Below are 16,434 nucleotides of genomic sequence, written 5' to 3'. Positions count from 1 at the left end.
GCCACCGCCCGCACGTGACCCAGGTCACCGGAAAGCGGTGGAACCTCGCGGCGCCCAACGCGTAATACCCCGCATGAGCACCAGAAAGAGCCGGGCCGGTCGCCGCTGGGGGTGGCCACTGGTCCTGGCGGTGGTCGTCGTTGCCGGAGTCGCGGAGACTCCGGCGACAGCGTCCCCCGAACCGACTCCCCTCGCGAAGTACCGCGAGCTCTCGCGCCAGGCCGAGAAGCTCAGCCAGGACCTGCTGGGCGCGCAGGCCGACCTCGACCGGAAGCGGACGCAGCAGTGGAACAGTCCGCGGGTACCTACGCCGAGCTCGTGATCCTGCGCGGTGCCGCTCGCGCCAACGGCCTGCCCGCCGACCTTTCGCGTGCCCTGCGACGCACGGCCGCCCTCCTCGCGCCCGCGTCGCCGGCTCACAACCTCGACGGTGTGCCCGGCACCGCGTACACGCTGAAAGGCACGAACGGCGTCCAGCTCGTCGTGCTCTTCGACACGGACGGCACCTACCTCGGCAGCCCCACGGAGTCGTTCACCCGCGGCGCCGCGGTGGAACTCGGTGGACCTCCGGTGAAACTCTTCCCCTGACGGATTTCAACTCGACTCGCGGACGGTGAGCGACACCGGCAGGATCTGCTGCCGCGGCTGGGGTTCCTTCCCGTCGAGCAGGTTCATCAGCGTCTCCACCATCGCGTGCACCTGCTCGCGCGGGTCCTGGTGCACGGAGGTCAGCGGCGGGGTCATCTCGGGCGCCAGCGTGGCGTTGTCGTCGAAGCTGACTACGGCGACTTCGTCCGGAATGGACCTTCCAGCCGACGAAAGCGTGCGCAGGGCACCGACGGCCATCATGTCGCTGGCCACGAACACGGCGTCGAGGTCGGGCACGCGATCGAGCAACGAAGCCATGGCGCGGGCGCCGCCGGCGAGGGTGAAATCGGCTTCCTCCGCGAGGTCCGCCGGGTCGAGGCCGGCGTCGACGAGGGTTTTGCGCCAGCCCGCGAGGCGGTCGATCGGCGCGCCCTGGTCTTGGGGCCCGGCGATGGTCGCGATGCGGCGGCGGCCGGCCGACACGAGGTGCTGCACGGCGAGCCGCGCGCCGCCCTCGTTGTCGAAGTCGACCACGTGCACGCCGCGGCGCAGGTCGGCCGCCTGACCACCGAAGACGACGGGCACGCGCAACAGCCGCAACGCCCGGGGCAGCGGATCGGCGCGGTGCGGCGCGAAGACGAGCACCCCGTCGACGTGCCCGCCTTCGAGGAAGCGCACCGTCCGCGTGAGGTCTTCGCGAGTGTCGCTGAAGATCAGCACCATCTGGCAGCCGACGTCGGCCAGCTCGCGGTAGCCGGCGCGCATCACGGCCGTGCGGTACGGGTCGTCGAGCAATCGCGCCTCGGGTTCGGACAGCACCAGGGCGATCGCGCCCGTCCGCCGCGTGACCAGCGACCGCGCGGCCTGGTTCGGCGAGTAGCCGAGATCGCGCGCCGCCGCGAGCACCTTTTCGCGTGACCGCGCGCTGACGTAGGTGTCGTCGTTCAACGCCCGCGAAGCGGTGGAGCGCGACACACCGGCGAACGCCGCGACGTCTTCCAGCGTCGGGCGCTCGTCCTCGGACCGAGGCGCCACTGCACCACCCCTCCACTCGTGATCGTCGGACAGCTTAGCCGCACGATTCAGGGAGCGCTCCCGGAAGGGCACGCTCCGATAACCACCCTTGACATGGAACTCCAACGGACCCAGACTCGTCAACCGTCTGGGAGCGCTCCCAGAAACTGAACCTTCAAGGGGTTGACGACGGTGACAACGTTCCGGAAGGGCCTGGCTCTCACGCTGGGCATCACGATGACGGCGCTAGCCGTGGCGGCGTGCGGTGGCGGCGGTGGCAGCAGCAGCAGCAGCGACATCCCGGCGGCGGCCGGGCCGAACGAGCACGTGGAGCTCACGCTGGCCACGTTCACGGAGTTCGGCTACGAAGCGCTGATCCCGGAGTACGAGCGGCTGCACCCGAACATCAAGATCACCCACCGCAAGACGGGCCAGGGTGGCCCGTACGCGCAGGACATGATGACCAAGCTCGCGGCGGGCGCCGGCCTCGCCGACGTGCAGGCCGTGGAGGAGGGCCATCTCTCCGACATCCTCAGCAAATCGTCGAAGTTCTACGACCTCACGCAGATCGGCCCGGCCGACGCGAGCCCGGACCGCTGGCTGTCGTGGAAGTACGACGCCGGCAAGGACAAGAACGGCAAGCTCATCGGCTACGGCACGGACATCGGGCCCGACGCGATGTGCTACCGCAAGGACCTGCTCCAGCAGGCCGGCCTGCCGACGGACGAGGCGTCCGTGAAGGCCATGTTCGCCACCTGGGACAGCTACTTCGCCGCGGGTGCGCAGTACGCACAGAAGACCGGCAAGGCGTGGTTCGACTCGGCCGCCCAGAACTTCAACGCGATGGTCAACCAGCTGCCCGTCGGTTACCTCGACAAGGACGACAAGCTCACCGTCGAGTCCAACCAGGGCATCAAGGACGCGTGGGCGAAGGTGACCGACGCCGTCGGGAAGGGCGAGTCGGCGAAGCTCACCGCGTTCAGCAACGAGTGGAACTCCGGTTTCCGGCAAAGCGCGTTCGCCACGAAGGTCTGTCCCGCGTGGATGCTCGGCGTGGTCAAGGAGCAGGCCGGGCCGGAGAACGCGGGCAAATGGGCAGTCACCGACGCGTTCCCCGGCGGGGGCGGCAACTGGGGCGGCTCGTACCTGACCGTGCCGACGCAGAGCAAGCACCCGCGTGAGGCCGCCGCGCTGGCCGCCTGGTTGACGGCGCCGGAGCAGCAGCTCAAGGCGTTCGCGGCGAAGGGCACGTTCCCGAGCCAGGTCAAGGCATTGGAGAGCCCCGAGCTGCTGAACCAGACCGACGCGTACTTCGGCGGCGCGAAGATCGGCGAGCTGTTCGTGGCACAGGCCAAGAAGGTCGCGAAGCCGCAGTACAAGGGCCCGAACGACGGTCAGATCCAGGAGAACGTGACGGCTCCCGCGTTGCAGGCCGTGGAGCAGGGCAAGTCGCCGGCCGACGGCTGGCAGCAGCTCGTGGACGGCGCGAAGAAGCTCGCACGGTGACGAGCACCGTCACGCGCGAAGGCACGCAGGCCGGGGTGCGGCGTCCCGCACCCCGGCCGGGGCTGCGCGACCGGCTGTCCAGGTGGGACGTGAAGGCGTCGCCTTACCTTTACGTGGCGCCGTTCTTCATCGTCTTCGGCATCGTGGGGCTGTTCCCGCTGCTCTACACCGCGTACGTGTCGCTGTTCCACTGGGACGCCGGCGACGACAACCCCGACTTCATCGGCCTCGACAACTTCAAGGAGCTCTTCGCCGACGCGCAGTTCTGGCACTCGCTGGAGAACACCGTGAGCATCTTCCTGCTCTCCAGCGTGCCGCAGCTGATCATCGCCGTGCTACTGGCCGCGTTGCTCTCCACGCGGCTGCGCGGCGCGACCGGCTGGCGCGTCGGGATCCTGCTGCCGTACGCGGCGAGCCTGGTGGCGCTCGGGATCATCTTCGCGAACCTGTTCGGCCCCAAATACGGCCTCGTGAACGGTCTCCTGCAGACCATCGGACTGTCCCCCGTGGACTGGCAGGCCAACCGGTTCGCGAGCCACGTGGCCATCGCCATCATGGTCAACTGGCGCTGGACCGGCTACAACGCGCTGATCGTGCTGGCCGCGATGCAGGCCATCCCGAAGGAGCTGCACGAGGCGGCGCTGATCGACGGCGCGGGCACCGTGCGGCGGTTCCGGCACGTCACGCTGCCGCTGCTGAAGCCGACGCTGATCTTCGTCACCATCACCTCGACGATCGGCGGGCTGCAGATCTTCACCGAGCCCAAGCTGTTCGACGCCATGCCCGGCTCGAACAACGGCGGCTCCACCCACCAGTTCCAGACGGTGACGCTGTACCTGTACCAGACGGCGTTCGAGAACTTCGACCTCGGCTACGCGTCGGCGATCGCCTGGGTGCTGTTCCTGATCATCGTGCTCATCGCGGGCCTGAACTACCTGCTCACCGGGCGGATCGCCCGAACCCCGAAGCGGAGGGGCGCATGACGACGCTGACCACGCGGGTGAGCCGGCTGGGCAAACCGCGCAAGGCCACCTACTGGGTGCTGGCCGTGTTCGTGCTCGGCTCGCTGTTCCCGTTCTACTGGTCGTTCCTCGTCGCCAGCCGCGACAACGGGATGCTGACCGAACGCGTGCCGCCGCTTCTGCCGGGCGGGAACTTCTTCGCCAACGCGGCGCGGGTGTTCGACACCGTGCCGTTCTGGAAGGCGCTGGCCAACAGCGTGATCGTGTCCGGCACGGTCACGCTCACCACTGTGCTGTTCTCCTCGCTCGCCGGGTTCGCCTTCGCCAAGCTGCGCTTCCGCGGCCGCAACGGACTGTTCGTGTTCATCGTGGTGACGCTCGCGGTGCCCACGCAGCTGGGCATCATCCCGCTGTTCATCGCGATGTCGAAGCTCGGCTGGGCCGGCGGGCTGCAGGCGGTGATCGTGCCGAACCTGGTGACCGCGTTCGGCGTCTTCTGGATGCGCCAGTACACAGTGGACGCCGTGCCGTACGAGCTCATCGAGGCGGCGCGTGTGGATGGCTGCAGCATGATCCGGATCTTCTGGAACGTGTGCCTCCCGGCCGTACGCCCGGCGGCGGCGATCCTCGCGATGTTCACGTTCATGATGTCCTGGAACGACTTCCTGTGGCCACTGGTCGTGCTCGACGTCGGCAACCCGACCGTGCAGGTGGCGCTGGAGAAGCTGCAGAGCGGCTACTACGTGGACTACTCGCTCGTGCTCGCCGGCACCACGCTCGCGACGATCCCGATCCTCATCGTCTTCCTCCTGCTCGGCCGCCAGATCGTGGCCGGGATCATGCAAGGTGCCGTGAAAGGGTGACCATGCCCCCACAACCCCTGTCCGCCGAAACCCTGTCCGCGTCCGCGCAGACGGGCCTCGCGTTCCCGCCCGGGTTCGTTTGGGGCGCTGCCACGGCAGCGTTCCAGGTCGAGGGTTCGACCACTGTGGACGGCCGCGAACCGTCCGTCTGGGACACCTTCGCCACCCGGCCGGGCGCGATCCGCGGCGGCGACACGGGCGAGCCTGCGGCCGACCACTACCGGCGCGCCGGCGATGACGTGGAGCTGATGCGCTCGCTGGGCCTCGGCGCGTACCGGTTCTCCCTGGCGTGGCCGCGGATCCGGCCCGGCGGCGTGCCGAACGTGCGGGGTATCGCCTTCTACGACCGGCTGGTCGACTCGCTGCTGGCGGCGGGAATCCAGCCGTGGGCGACGCTGTACCATTGGGACCTGCCGCAGCGGCTGGAAGACCTCGGCGGCTGGACCTCGCGCGACACGGCCTACCGCTTCGCCGAGTACGCGGAGACGATCGTCAGCGTGCTCGGCGACCGCGTGGCGAGCTGGTCGACGCTCAACGAACCGTGGTGCGCGGCAATGCTCGGGTACGCGAAGGGAATCCACGCGCCGGGCCGCGTCTCGGCCACCGCCGCGGCCGCCGCGACCCACCACCTGCTGCTCGGCCACGGGCTCGCGATGGACGTGCTGCGCCGCGACGCCCCGCGCGTGCCCGCCGGGATCACGCTCAACCTGTACCCGGTCACGGCGGACTCGGACTCGCCCGAGGACGCCGAAGCCGCACGGCGCGTCGACGGGCAGCAGAACCGGCTGTTCCTCGACCCCGTGCTGCGCGGCGGTTACCCGGCCGACGTGGTGGCGGACCTCGCGCCGTTCGGGTTCGCCGACGTGGTGCGCGACGGCGACGAGGCCGTGATCGCCGCGCCGATCGACTGGCTCGGCGTGAACTACTACCGCGGCTACCGCGTCGCGGGCTCTCCTCGGCGCGGCAGCTCACCCGCCGGCTTGGAGTGGCTCGGCGCGGCCGACGTGCACTTCGTCCCCGACCCGACCGCGCCGCTCACGGACTCGGGCTGGGAGGTGCAGCCGGCCGGGCTCACCACGTCGCTACTGCAGGTGCACCGCGACTACCGGCCGGTGCCGCTCTACGTGACGGAGAACGGCGCCTCCTATCCCGACGTGCTGCACGACGGCGAGATCGCCGACTCCGATCGCGTCGCATTCCTCGAAGCGCACCTGCGCGCGGCGCACGACGCGCTGGCCCAGGGCGTGGACCTGCGCGGCTACTTCTACTGGTCGCTGCTGGACAACTTCGAGTGGGCCGAGGGGTACGCCAAGCGCTTCGGCCTGGTTCACGTGGACTACGCGACACAACGGCGGACGCCGAAGCGCAGCGCGCAGTGGTACTCGGAAGTGATCGCGCGCGGCGCCGTGGGCGTGAATTAACCCGGATTTCGCCGGCCGGAATGCATTTCACCCGGAAAGCGCAAAGCTTCATTCACCGGAACAACCAAAGAGACCAATGCGACAAACAGGACGCCCGGTGTTCACCCTTGTGGACACCGGGCGCACCACTGGCCCGGTCTGGTCTGAACCTGTCGGTCAGGATGTGGCCATGACCTGCTGTGATCGCTCCGCAACCCGTTGCCAAGGACTGGGACGACCGGTATAACTTTCTTCACAACACGCACGAAGTGGCTGGCAATTCGGTCCCCCACCGTTTCTCCGGAATTGCCCGCCCGTACTCGGTCCTGCCGTTTCCCGAAAATTCGGCCGGACGCGGGTAATCGTGCGCGCAATTCTCCCTCCCCGTCCCCCTGGAGTTCACGGAATGCGCATTTCGAAACTCAGAACGCTCGCTGCCGCGGCTTTGCCCGTGCTGGCCGGCGTCGCCATGGCCACCGCCAGCCCCGCGGTGAGCGAGGCCGCCCCAGCCGCGGGCGCCGCTTTCCCCGCCCACTACTCGGCCCCGTACCTGCAGGTCAGCGACGGCGACATCGGTCAGATGGCCGCCGACATGAACGCGACCGGCACGAAGTTCTACACCCTGGCGTTCCTCACGCCCTCCTCCGGCTGCAACCAGCTGTGGGAAGCCAACGGCACGGGTGTCGGCTCGTTCAAGTCGCAGATCAGCTCACTGCAGGCCGCGGGCGGCAACGTGATCCCGTCGTTCGGCGGCGCCGCCGGCGGTGAGATCGCGCAGACCTGCACCAACACCTCGAGCCTCACGGCGGCTTACGCCAACGTGGTCAACACGTACGGCACGCCGCGCCTGGACTTCGACATCGAAGAAGACACCATCAAGGACACCGCGGCCAACGCGCGCCGCAACTCCGCGCTCGCGGCGCTGCAGCAGCAGAACCCGAGTGTGCAGGTGGACTACACCCTCGCCGTCGACCCGAGCGGCCTCGGCTCCACGCAGATGGACATCCTGCGCGACGCCAAGAACAAGGGCCTCAACGTCAGCGTCGTGAACCTGATGGTGATGGACTTCTACGACGGCCAGCCGGTGCTCGGCGACGCGCTCGCGTCGGCGCGCACCGCCGCGGGCCAGCTCGCGAGCCTCTACGGCATCTCGACGTCGGCGGCCTACGGCAAGATGGGCCTCACGCCGATCGCCGGCCGCAACGACGACGGCGCGCAGTTCAGCCAGTCGGACGCGCAGCAGCTGGAGACGTTCGCGGCGCAGAACGGCGTGCAGGAGCTGTCGTTCTGGGAGCTCCAGGACTACGACCGGGCCACCGGGTACGCGTACTCGCGGATCTTCAACGCCATCACCGGCGGTGGCGGCACCACCCCGCCGCCGACCGGCGGCAAACAGATCACGGGTTACGGCGGCAAGTGCGTCGACGTCGCCGGCGCCAACTCCGCCAACAACACGAAAATCGACCTCTACACGTGCAACGGCACCGCCGCGCAGCAGTGGACCTCCACCGCCGGGACGCTGCAGGCGCTGGGCAAGTGCATGGACGTCGCCGCGGCCGGCACGACCAACGGCACCAAGGTGGGGCTCTACGACTGCAACGGCACGGCCGCGCAGCAGTGGACGCACAACTCGTCCAACGAGCTGGTGAACACCGGCTCCGGCAAGTGCCTCGACGCGACCGGGCCCAGCTCGGCCGACGGCACGCAGCTGCAGATCTGGTCGTGCACGGGAGCCGCGAACCAGTTGTGGTCCTTCTGAGTCGGTAATTTTCCTCCGGGTTCACCAAGGCCGGTGGGGAGCGATTTCCTTGCTCCCCACCGGTTTTTCTTGTTCTGAAGAACTTCTCGCGGTTTGCCGTCATGGCTCGCGGGGCCGGTCGTCGAATCCACGTCGGGGCCAGCCCACGAGCAGAAGCGAGGCAAAGCGATGACCGTTCAGTGCCACGACGCGGTGGAAGAGGTCGGCGTCTGGTTGACCGGCGAGTTTTCGGGACGGGTATCCGCCACGACGGTGGCGGACGTGGTGCGCGCGACGCGGCGGGACCTCGAAGGCCGCATCGCGACGGAGGAGCTCGGCGAGATGCTGCACCGCATGGCTCGGGCGCGGCTGCAGCGGATGCTCACTGCGGGCGACCGGATCCCGCGTTCCCGCTGACGCGTTTCTTCTTCAGGTCCGGGGTCGGGGTTCCCCCGAAGAGGTCCCGCAGGCGGTTGTGGCGCGCGGTGTAGCGGGCGCCGAACCGCCGGCGCGACCGGTCGAGCTTGCGCCCGGCGTAGCGGCGCCGGGCCCACGCCGAGTCGGGTTTCGCCAGCCGCAGCGCGCCGACCAGGGCGATCAGCGGCACGACGACACCCAGCACGCCCGTGGCGAGCTTGCCCTTGAGCAGGCAGACCAGTGCCGTGACCAGGTGCACGGCGATGCCCAGCAGGTATGACCACATCGCCGACTCCCCGCGCGACTCGCCGATCGGCGACGCTTCGAGGAGCAGCAGGATGCCCAACGATCCGCCGATGAGTACGGCGTCGATGGACTTGCGGCCGTTTTCGGCCCAGTACACGTCGTCGAGGTAGAACCAGAGCGCGAACTCGTCGAGCACGAGGGCTGCGCCCACCCCGAACAGCGCGGCCAGGATCTCACCCCACGGCGCGTCGGGCGAGAACCGGAACTCGAGCGCGCCGACGACCAGCACCAGCAGGATGCCCCACACCTGGTGGTGCACGTGGACGCCGCCGATGTGAATATCGTGGATCAGGCCGGTTTTACCTTGGGGTTTGCGCTGCTTCGTGCGGATGCGGCGCGTGATGCCGCGCACGACCACGAACGTGACGAGGAACCCGACCACCGCCCACATCGCGGCGGCGCGTCCGGTGTCGACGAAGACGCGGTCGTACCAGCTCACGGCAGTCTCCCCCGTGTTTGGTGGCGGAAGACGCTACCACCGTTTGATCCTGGTTGTCCTTTTCCCGGATGCGCTCGGAGGGCGTGTGATCCTGGCGCGGGTAGGGTCGGGACCGTGGACGGCACGCCGGTCGAGATCGTTTCGCTGCTCGTGTCACCGGTGCACGCGTTCGAGGGCCGCCCGTCCGACGGCCCGCGGCCGGATCCCGGGCCGGTGTCGCGCTCGTGCGTGGAAGTGCGCGCGGGCTTGGGTTTGGTCGGCGACCGCTACTTCAACCACGCCGCGCACCGCGACGCCGCCGTGACGGTGTTCGATGTCGCGGCGCTCGACGCGTTCGGCCCGGTGGACCCTCTGCGGACCCGCCGCAACATCGTCTTGCGCGGCTTCCGCGTCGACGACCTCGCCGCCACGCGCGCACATCCGGGAGCCTTGTTCACCCTGGACAGCGGTGACGGCCCCATCCGTTTCCAGGCTCGCCGCCCGGCGAACCCGTGTGCCTGGATGGACGTCTCCGTCGCCCCCGGCGCCTTCCGCGGCCTGCGCGGCCGCGGCGGCGTGCGCTGCGTCCCGCTCGACGACGGCGTGCTGCGGGTGGGGCCGGCTCGCCTTACGGTGGTGGAATCAACCGTGGAGGCCCGATGACCGACCAGTGGCACCAGCCGTTGCGCCACATCCGCGGCGGCTCGTTGACCGGGGACACCAACCAGACCACCGGGATGCGCCGGCTCGAGGCGATCTCGGGCAAAACGGTGGGCTCGCAGAAGGTCTGGATGGGCGAAACGCACGTCACGCCCCACACCAACTCCGGCGACCACCACCACGGCGAGGCCGAGACCGCCATCTACGTGCAGTCGGGCCACCCGGTGTTCGTCTTCGCGGACGGCCCTTCGGAGATCCGCCTGGAGACCTCGCCGGGCGACTACGTGTTCGTGCCGCCGTACGTGCCGCACCGCGAGGAGAACCCCACGGGCGAGGACGCCGTGGTGATCATCGCGCGCAGCAGCCAGGAGGGGATCGTGGTGAACCTGGCCAGTTTGTGGGCCGAGGTGGAGATCCCTTCGGATCAGGGCTGATCCTCCTCTAGGCTGCGCTCCCATGGACGACTACGCGGAACCGGCACGGCGCGAATACGTCCCGGTCGAAGTCGATGGGCGTCCGATGTACGCCGAAGTCGAGCTCGTCGGCGACCAGGAGGAAGAAGTCGCCTCTCGGCTGCTGTCCTTCGGCGACTTCACGGAGAATCTCGGCACCCTGACACGCTCTGTCACCGAAGCGGTGACGGCCGGCCTCACCAAGGTCAAGCCGACCAAGGTGACGATCGAGTTCGGCTGTGAGGTCGGCCTGGAGAGCGGCAAGCTCACCGCCATCCTCGTGAAGGGAACCGCGAAGGCCAACCTCAAGGTGACCATGGAGTGGCAGCCCGGCGCCGATGGCTGAGATTCACCGCCGCTCTCGATAGCGCACGACGGCGGGATCCTGCTCGAGCCGAGCGTTGACGAGTTCTGCAGCGCGGCGGTTCAGCTTGCCCAGCTCCCTCTGGGCAGCAATTCGCTCTACAGGTCTCGCCGCAGCGTTCAGACCGATGCTGCGGAGCAGATCGATACCCAGTGAGCGATCAGTTCGCGAGATCCGCACCGCTCGGGCGACTTGCTCGCCGATGCCGCTGGTGTGGCTGCTGAACAGCCGGATGAGGAGCTCATGTCCGACCGGACGATCACGCAGCCACAGTGCCTCGGCGGCGGCTGCGCGCACGGTGGCCCCCGCCCAACGTTGTTCGGCCAGGTCGAAGAGTGCGGCTGTCCCGGACGCTTCATCGAACTGCACCAGCAACCTAGCCGCTTCGAGCCGCACTCGGGGGAGGTAGAGCTCGCCTGCGAGCTCACCGAGGACTGCGACGCCTGTTTCCAGGTGCAGCTCCGCTGCAGCGGCCGCGGCCTGGACCAGCAGTTCGAAATCGTCCTCGGCTGGCTGGACCAAGCGGGCCACGGCGGCAGCCGCGGCTTCGGCGGCGATGCGGCCAGCGGAAAGGGCGACCATGATCCGGGCGTCGCCCATTGCGGGATCGGCAATCAGGTCCAGCTGCATCTCGACGGCTGCCGGGTCGATCACCGACGCCGACTCCGCCGCTTGCGCTCGCACGTCGGCGGGAAGGTTTCTCGCGGTCGCGATCGCCGAGTAGGCCGCCTCGGCCTCGTGGTGACCGTTGCGTGCCAGCACATCGCCTGCCTCCAGCCGAACGCCAGCCGCGACGGCAGGATCGCGCGCGATCCCCAGCAGCAGAGCCAGCCCCGTCGCATCACCTTGCGCGTCAAGCGCGGCAGCGGCCCCCAGTCGGATCCGGGCATCGACCCCCTGTTCACCTGCGAGGCGCGTGAGTGCGACCGATCTGGATCGGGGCCCAAGAGACCTCGCAGCGCTGAGCCGGACCTGGTCAGCCGCTCGAGTGTCGTACGCGATCGACTCGAGCAGTTCCTGCGCGCGAGCCGCGTCCGCAACGGTGGCGATGAGAGCCGCCTCGACTCGGTACTCGTCCGCCGAGACCGAGCCGGCGATCCCTGTCAGCGCAACAAGCCCGCGGCGCTCGTGCTTTTCCAGCAGTACTTTCGCTGCGCGCAGGCGTTCCGAGCCGTCCGAATCCTCGTTTCGGGCCAGGTCTTCCAGAGCCTGCAGACCGGGTGGCGGGTCGAGGTCGGCTAGGAGCAACGCGGCGTCGAGGCGGCGCTGAGAGCGATGCCCGGCAGCGGCCGTTCCACCAAGCACCTTGGCGGCGAGGCCGGGGTCGAGCCGGGTCAGGGCATCGACGGCCGGCCCCCAGCTGTCGGTGCCGAGATTGTCGTCGGAGATCCATGACGTAAGCAGGGCACGAAGTTTCGCGGCGACCTTCGGGGGCAACTCGACCTGCTGCCGGTGCAATTCGACCACGTAGCGGTAGTTCTGGTCGCGGTTGCGCCGGTTCAGCAGCCGCATTAGGAGCCGTTCGAGGTCGCGGCCGCGCGCGGCCCAGAGACCTGCGAGGAAGACCTTCACCTCGAGGCCGCGCCAAGGCCACTCCTGGGGCCCGACCAGCCGGAGGGCTGTGATCCGGCGGGGGTCGGGGCGACGGCGGACAAGGTAGGCCGCAGCGAGGTACTCCTGGATGGTCTGGTGGATGAACGTGAACCGGCCCCGGTGTTCGACGAAGAGACCGCAGTTGCGCAGAACCTCGCGCAGCACAACCTCCCATTCGTAACCGGTCATGTTCACAGGCTGAGGGACACGCTGGGCAAGCACTGCCACGGGGTCCGGTCGGTAGCGGTGGGAACCCACGTCGGCCGACGCGGCGTACTCCTCGTACGCCACGACTTCAAGCAGCTCAGGCGTACGCGCCAGGAGCTCATCCGCGGCCGTTTCCGCTTGCGCGCCGCTGCGTTTCGTCCACTCGAGCAAGTGGTCTCGAGCCTCGCCGAACTTTCGTTTCACCAGCAGGTGGTCCACGAACCGTCCATAGAGCTCTGCGCGGTTGCCCGGCAATCGCCGGGCCGGCTGAGCTGCGAACAGAATGCACATCATGGTCGCGATCAGCGGGATTGTGGCGAGGTGGCCAATGCCTGCGTCATCGATCCGGCGCCGGAACTGCACACCCGCCACTTCAGGATCGGCGAGTCCGAGTTGCGCGAACCAGTTCACGGCGAAGCCATCGAGCTCATGGGCGCCGAAGGGCTCAATGGTGAAGGTCGGGTAGCTGCCGTCACCGGTCACCTTCTCGAGCGAGACACCGGGCAACGGGCGTGTCGTCAGAGCGAACCGGTAGTGGCCTTCGATGCGGTGGCGTGCGATTTTGGCCAGCAACGTATTGCGGGTCGACGGGTCAAGGACCTCGTCGACACCGTCCACGAAAACCAGCCACTCTCCGCCAGCGAACGGAGGCTCGGAGAACAACGAAACTAGCGTCACGCGGTCGAGGTCGGTGTGCAGGACACGAACCACGCCTTCCGCCAAAAGGTCGGCGAGCCCGCCGCCGAAGCGCGACAACGCTTCGGCCGGCACCAAGATCGGGACGTAGTCGCCGGTCCCGGCCTCCAACCACCGCCGCGCGACGACGGCCGTCAGGTGCCTGACGAGGCTCGACTTCCCCGCACCCGGTCCGCCCAGGATCTGCAAGCCTGCATGTCGGCGCACGAGGTCGTCGGCCTCGGCGAGGGGAGAATCCTCGCCACCGCTCATCTGCTGACGCAGGTAGACCTTCGAGAGTGGCGGCCTGACCTCCAAGAGTCCGGCATATGGGTGGTTCTCGTCCGCAGCACTCGCGGCTCGCAGGTACCGCCGCAGCCGAGGTCCTGGATACCGAACCTGCGCGGCGGCGAGTTGCGCATCGGTCGCGAGGTCCAGCCAAGCTTTGGGCCCGGCTCCGTTACCGCTGGCGAGCTCAGGGTAGGTGGCGAACATCGTGTCGACCGGTATGAAACGCGCCGTGTCGTCGTTGCGGCGGTCGCGGTAGCGGACTACTCCGCACACCGCGCCGGTGCGCCAGTTCAGCACCGGGCCACCGCTCAGGCCTGGCTGGATCCGCCCCTGGGTGGCTTTGAGCAACGCAGGACCAGCGACGTGCTCGGACGTCCCGTCGAGCGAGAGGGCGATGGGCTCACCCGCACGGTAGTTGCCTTCGGGATAGCCGAACGCCCACAGTTCGTCGCCGGGCGCTGTGGCCGAGGACAAGAGCACGGGGGAACCGCCGCGGGCAGCCGGTGCTTTCAGCAGGACGAGGTCGGCACCCGCCGCGCCGCCGTGCACGTAGGTGCCGGCGAGGACCTCGAATTCCCCGCCCTCGGGGTCGTCGGCCACCACAACCTCGGCCGGGCCATGGTCCACTGTCACCACGTGGGCGCAGGTCAGGACCAGACCTGGCGCGACGAAAAAGCCCGTACCAACGACCTTCGTCCCGGGAATCCGCAACGGCACAGTGGCAGCACGCAACGCGTCGGCAAGATCCGCGCGCTGATCGGGCATAGGCCTATGTTCCTGATCGTCGGGGTGCACTCACCGCCGGGCGCCGGTTCGTGACGAGCCGTGACCACTCGGGCCAGGACCGCGTCAGGACCCCGGTAGCACCCGGCTGCTCAACGGCAACGCCTGGCGCTCCGGCGGCCACCACACCTGCGCGGGCGGCGGCGGCACGTCGTCCTCGGCCAGTTCGAGGGCGTCCTGGCCACGCTGCCACCGGCTCCAGTGCGCGGCGCACAGCCCGCGCCACAGCGAGTCCTCCGAGCACTCCTGCCGTCGGCACGGCTGCACCTGCTGCCCGCTATCAACCACGTTCACGTCTCCAACCCGCGCCTCGGCTCCCGACGCTCCCCAGCTTGCCTCGGAAACGATCGGATCACCCCGTGTGCGCGCCAACACAACCCTTGTGCAGCAACGACAACGAAGGACTCCAGCGTACTCCCGCCCCCTCACCGCCCGGGCCGGGGCGTGCAGCACTCGTTCAGCGGTTGACGGCACCGTCGGCGCGGGGATGGCTGAGGTCGTACTCCCGTGCCGCAGTGCGTTGGGGGCGGGTGCGGAGCAGGCCTTCGTCCGGGGAGTCGTCCACCTCACTCAGGCCGAGGGAGACGGCGCGGCGGATTTGTTCGCGGTTTTCCCTCACCACGGAGGAGAAGAAGTCGTCGATGCGGGGGTCCAGGAGGACCTCCAGCAAGACCCGGAAGGAAGCGTCGACTGCCGTGCGGACGATCTCGTCGTGGAAGGGCAGGCGGCGCAGGCGGCCGAGTTGCGGGTCGGCGGCGAGTTTTTCCGTGATGATGGCCCGGAGCTCCACCTTGTTCTCGCTGAGGGACTTCGCGAGGTTCTCCGGGTAGTTGCCCGTCTCGAGGACCTTGACGACCTCGTCCAGCACGGCGATCGTCACGGGTTTCTTGATGGCGCGCACGATCGGGTCGGAAAGTTTCTCCACCAGGCGGTAGAAGAACTGCTCCCCGACGGCCCGGTCGGCGGCGCGGCCGATGCGGATGAGCAGCAGCAGCCCGGCGATCAGGTGGTGCTGCGCGACGAACGGTGGGTACGCGACCGGGATCATCGCGAAGACCTCGTACCAGTTGCGCGTCAGGAAGGCCATGCGCCAGGCGACCTTGCGCCACCGCCAGAGGAAATGGAGCAGGAAGATGCCGCAGACCACGCAGTCGACGCTGAAGAACCACGCGTCGAGGTCCGCCGGTGGCGGGGGCCCGAGCAGCAGGTAGCCCAGGCCCCCGACAGAGACGACGGCGAGCAGGAACATCACCCAGTCGTCCACATGCACGTTGCCGGGGAGGATCCCACTGTTGAGCTCGGCCTCCCGCCGGCCGGTGGTAGTCATGCCATCTCCAGGAATCGACGCCGCGTGGCCCGATCATGGCACGTCAGCACCCCTCGGGCCGCGCGACGAGCCCCGGCGTCAGGCGGCGATGACCGGTCCCACCGTGACGTTGTGGGCCTCGGCGGAAGCGTCGAGGGGCGACTGGTCCCACGGCAGCGTGATCTGCGGGTCGCTGGTGTCGCCGCGAGGGGTCGTGGTGCCGGGGGCCGTGATGGTGACGGCGGTGGGCTGGACCTGGTGCTCAGGCGCCTCGATGCCGCTCCAGTGCAGGAGCATGGTGGCCTGCTGGCCGTCGGCGATGGTCACCAGGGGCGCGTCCGAGGAGCCGGCCTCGGGGGTGACGGTGACGCCGTCGGCGCCGGTGAAGGAGACCGGCAGGGCGCCCTGGAAGTTGCAGGACTCGCCGGGTTTCGCGGTGAAAACGACGTTCGCGTAGCGCTGGCCGGCGCCCGGGTCGCCGGCGACGATGGTGGTGTCGACCTGAGCCGCGGTGCAGCGGAAGTCGGTGGGCATGGCCGACGCCGTACCCACGCCGATGAACGCGACGGAGGCGGCGGCCGCGCCGGCCAGAGCGGTGATGGCGGCGGCCCGGCGAAGAGTGCTGGTCATGGGGTGGCTCCCTCCCTGTACGCGAGCGGACGATCCGCCGCGGAGCGCGGCCGCCGGTGATTCATTCACCGGTCTGGCCTGCTCACTCGAAATATGCCCACACCACGGACGGATTACCGCCCGAAGTGGGATTGCCCCCACGAAAGCAACCTTGAGTGAGCACAGGCGTCCACCAGGTAATGAACGTCACGGGAGGATGACTGCGCGCCGGAGACCTGACCGAAGTATTACCTCATGCGTAACCTGTTTGACCGGTGACGA

Annotated in this window: 16 protein-coding genes; 10 read left to right on the top strand and 6 right to left on the bottom strand. The window is 68.8% G+C overall.

Going from position 1 to position 16,434, the window contains the following annotated elements; translation table 11 throughout:
- The first annotated feature begins 285 nt into the window (after nucleotides 1-285).
- Entirely contained in the window at nucleotides 286-588 is a 303-nt protein-coding gene (locus tag ABZU76_RS02400) for a hypothetical protein (RefSeq protein ID WP_354864249.1), read from the top strand.
- Nucleotides 589-594: 6 nt separating this feature from the next.
- Here ABZU76_RS02400 and ABZU76_RS02395 read toward each other — a convergent pair whose 3' ends face one another.
- Nucleotides 595-1,623, bottom strand: a complete 1,029-nt coding sequence (locus ABZU76_RS02395) for a LacI family DNA-binding transcriptional regulator (RefSeq protein ID WP_354864247.1) — start codon at nucleotides 1,621-1,623, stop codon at nucleotides 595-597.
- Nucleotides 1,624-1,794: 171 nt separating this feature from the next.
- Here ABZU76_RS02395 and ABZU76_RS02390 point away from each other — a divergent pair, with 171 nt between their 5' ends.
- The 6 genes from ABZU76_RS02390 (at nucleotide 1,795) to ABZU76_RS02365 (ending at nucleotide 8,488) form a co-directional block, all read left to right on the top strand.
- The gene (locus ABZU76_RS02390; protein ID WP_354864245.1) at nucleotides 1,795-3,108 is read left to right on the top strand and encodes an ABC transporter substrate-binding protein; all 1,314 of its coding nucleotides are present in this window, start codon (nucleotides 1,795-1,797) and stop codon (nucleotides 3,106-3,108) included.
- Entirely contained in the window at nucleotides 3,105-4,091 is a 987-nt protein-coding gene (locus tag ABZU76_RS02385; protein ID WP_354864243.1) for a sugar ABC transporter permease, read from the top strand. Before ABZU76_RS02390 ends, ABZU76_RS02385 begins: the two co-directional genes overlap by 4 nt.
- A complete protein-coding gene (locus ABZU76_RS02380; RefSeq protein WP_354864241.1) occupies nucleotides 4,088-4,933 on the top strand; it encodes a carbohydrate ABC transporter permease in 846 nt (281 codons plus the stop codon). The genes ABZU76_RS02385 and ABZU76_RS02380 overlap by 4 nt, the downstream gene beginning before the upstream one ends.
- A 2-nt stretch (nucleotides 4,934-4,935) precedes the next feature.
- Nucleotides 4,936-6,354: a GH1 family beta-glucosidase gene (locus tag ABZU76_RS02375; RefSeq protein WP_354864239.1), complete on the top strand. Its 1,419-nt coding sequence runs from the start codon at nucleotides 4,936-4,938 to the stop codon at nucleotides 6,352-6,354.
- A gap of 385 nt (nucleotides 6,355-6,739) precedes the next feature.
- Complete coding sequence (locus ABZU76_RS02370; RefSeq protein ID WP_354864237.1) at nucleotides 6,740-8,092, top strand: ricin-type beta-trefoil lectin domain protein; 1,353 nt, start codon at nucleotides 6,740-6,742, stop codon at nucleotides 8,090-8,092.
- A gap of 168 nt (nucleotides 8,093-8,260) precedes the next feature.
- Nucleotides 8,261-8,488: a hypothetical protein gene (locus ABZU76_RS02365; protein WP_354864235.1), complete on the top strand. Its 228-nt coding sequence runs from the start codon at nucleotides 8,261-8,263 to the stop codon at nucleotides 8,486-8,488.
- Here the strand turns inward: ABZU76_RS02365 and ABZU76_RS02360 are convergent.
- Nucleotides 8,454-9,233 carry a hypothetical protein gene (locus tag ABZU76_RS02360; RefSeq protein WP_354864233.1) on the bottom strand — a complete coding sequence of 260 codons (780 nt, stop codon included), beginning with the start codon at nucleotides 9,231-9,233 and terminating at the stop codon, nucleotides 8,454-8,456. The two genes, ABZU76_RS02365 and ABZU76_RS02360, sit on opposite strands and share 35 nt — an antisense overlap.
- A 114-nt stretch (nucleotides 9,234-9,347) precedes the next feature.
- On the opposite strand from ABZU76_RS02360, the gene ABZU76_RS02355 reads away from it, so the two are divergent.
- Genes ABZU76_RS02355 through ABZU76_RS02345 form a run of 3 tightly spaced genes read left to right on the top strand, consistent with a single transcriptional unit; the run spans nucleotide 9,348 to nucleotide 10,670 of the window.
- Nucleotides 9,348-9,875: a molybdenum cofactor biosysynthesis protein gene (locus ABZU76_RS02355; RefSeq protein WP_354864231.1), complete on the top strand. Its 528-nt coding sequence runs from the start codon at nucleotides 9,348-9,350 to the stop codon at nucleotides 9,873-9,875.
- Nucleotides 9,872-10,306, top strand: coding sequence for a cupin domain-containing protein (locus ABZU76_RS02350; RefSeq protein ID WP_354864229.1), 435 nt, complete (start codon nucleotides 9,872-9,874; stop codon nucleotides 10,304-10,306). Before ABZU76_RS02355 ends, ABZU76_RS02350 begins: the two co-directional genes overlap by 4 nt.
- Before the next feature lie 22 nt (nucleotides 10,307-10,328).
- Nucleotides 10,329-10,670 (top strand): CU044_2847 family protein, encoded by a 342-nt coding sequence (locus ABZU76_RS02345; RefSeq protein ID WP_354864227.1) that lies wholly within the window; start codon nucleotides 10,329-10,331, stop codon nucleotides 10,668-10,670.
- A gap of 3 nt (nucleotides 10,671-10,673) precedes the next feature.
- On the opposite strand, the gene ABZU76_RS02340 is transcribed toward ABZU76_RS02345, so the two are convergent.
- From ABZU76_RS02340 to ABZU76_RS02325, 4 genes are all read right to left on the bottom strand, one after another.
- Entirely contained in the window at nucleotides 10,674-14,219 is a 3,546-nt protein-coding gene (locus ABZU76_RS02340; protein WP_354864225.1) for a trypsin-like peptidase domain-containing protein, read from the bottom strand.
- A gap of 84 nt (nucleotides 14,220-14,303) precedes the next feature.
- The gene (locus ABZU76_RS02335; protein ID WP_354864223.1) at nucleotides 14,304-14,531 is read right to left on the bottom strand and encodes a hypothetical protein; all 228 of its coding nucleotides are present in this window, start codon (nucleotides 14,529-14,531) and stop codon (nucleotides 14,304-14,306) included.
- Nucleotides 14,532-14,694: 163 nt separating this feature from the next.
- Entirely contained in the window at nucleotides 14,695-15,564 is an 870-nt protein-coding gene (locus ABZU76_RS02330; RefSeq protein WP_354864221.1) for an ion transporter, read from the bottom strand.
- Nucleotides 15,565-15,642: 78 nt separating this feature from the next.
- Nucleotides 15,643-16,173: a DUF4232 domain-containing protein gene (locus ABZU76_RS02325; protein ID WP_354864219.1), complete on the bottom strand. Its 531-nt coding sequence runs from the start codon at nucleotides 16,171-16,173 to the stop codon at nucleotides 15,643-15,645.
- Nucleotides 16,174-16,434 lie beyond the last annotated feature (261 nt).

This window comes from Amycolatopsis sp. NPDC005232, from assembly GCF_040607795.1.
In the GTDB taxonomy this organism is placed as follows: Bacteria; Actinomycetota; Actinomycetes; order Mycobacteriales; family Pseudonocardiaceae; genus Amycolatopsis.
Note: the sequence above shows the minus strand (reverse complement) of the source record. Positions and strands in the feature narration are given on the sequence as shown.

Bases quoted from the DNA above. Each gene is read 5' to 3' on its own strand.
- ABZU76_RS02380 (WP_354864241.1), top strand. From the start codon at position 4,088: ATGACGACGCTGACCACGCGGGTGAGCCGGCTGGGCAAACCGCGCAAG.
- ABZU76_RS02375 (WP_354864239.1), top strand. From the start codon at position 4,936: ATGCCCCCACAACCCCTGTCCGCCGAAACCCTGTCCGCGTCCGCGCAG.
- ABZU76_RS02370 (WP_354864237.1), top strand. From the start codon at position 6,740: ATGCGCATTTCGAAACTCAGAACGCTCGCTGCCGCGGCTTTGCCCGTG.
- ABZU76_RS02365 (WP_354864235.1), top strand. From the start codon at position 8,261: ATGACCGTTCAGTGCCACGACGCGGTGGAAGAGGTCGGCGTCTGGTTG.
- ABZU76_RS02350 (WP_354864229.1), top strand. From the start codon at position 9,872: ATGACCGACCAGTGGCACCAGCCGTTGCGCCACATCCGCGGCGGCTCG.
- ABZU76_RS02345 (WP_354864227.1), top strand. From the start codon at position 10,329: ATGGACGACTACGCGGAACCGGCACGGCGCGAATACGTCCCGGTCGAA.
- ABZU76_RS02340 (WP_354864225.1), bottom strand. From the start codon at position 14,219: ATGCCCGATCAGCGCGCGGATCTTGCCGACGCGTTGCGTGCTGCCACT.
- ABZU76_RS02330 (WP_354864221.1), bottom strand. From the start codon at position 15,564: ATGACTACCACCGGCCGGCGGGAGGCCGAGCTCAACAGTGGGATCCTC.
- ABZU76_RS02325 (WP_354864219.1), bottom strand. From the start codon at position 16,173: ATGACCAGCACTCTTCGCCGGGCCGCCGCCATCACCGCTCTGGCCGGC.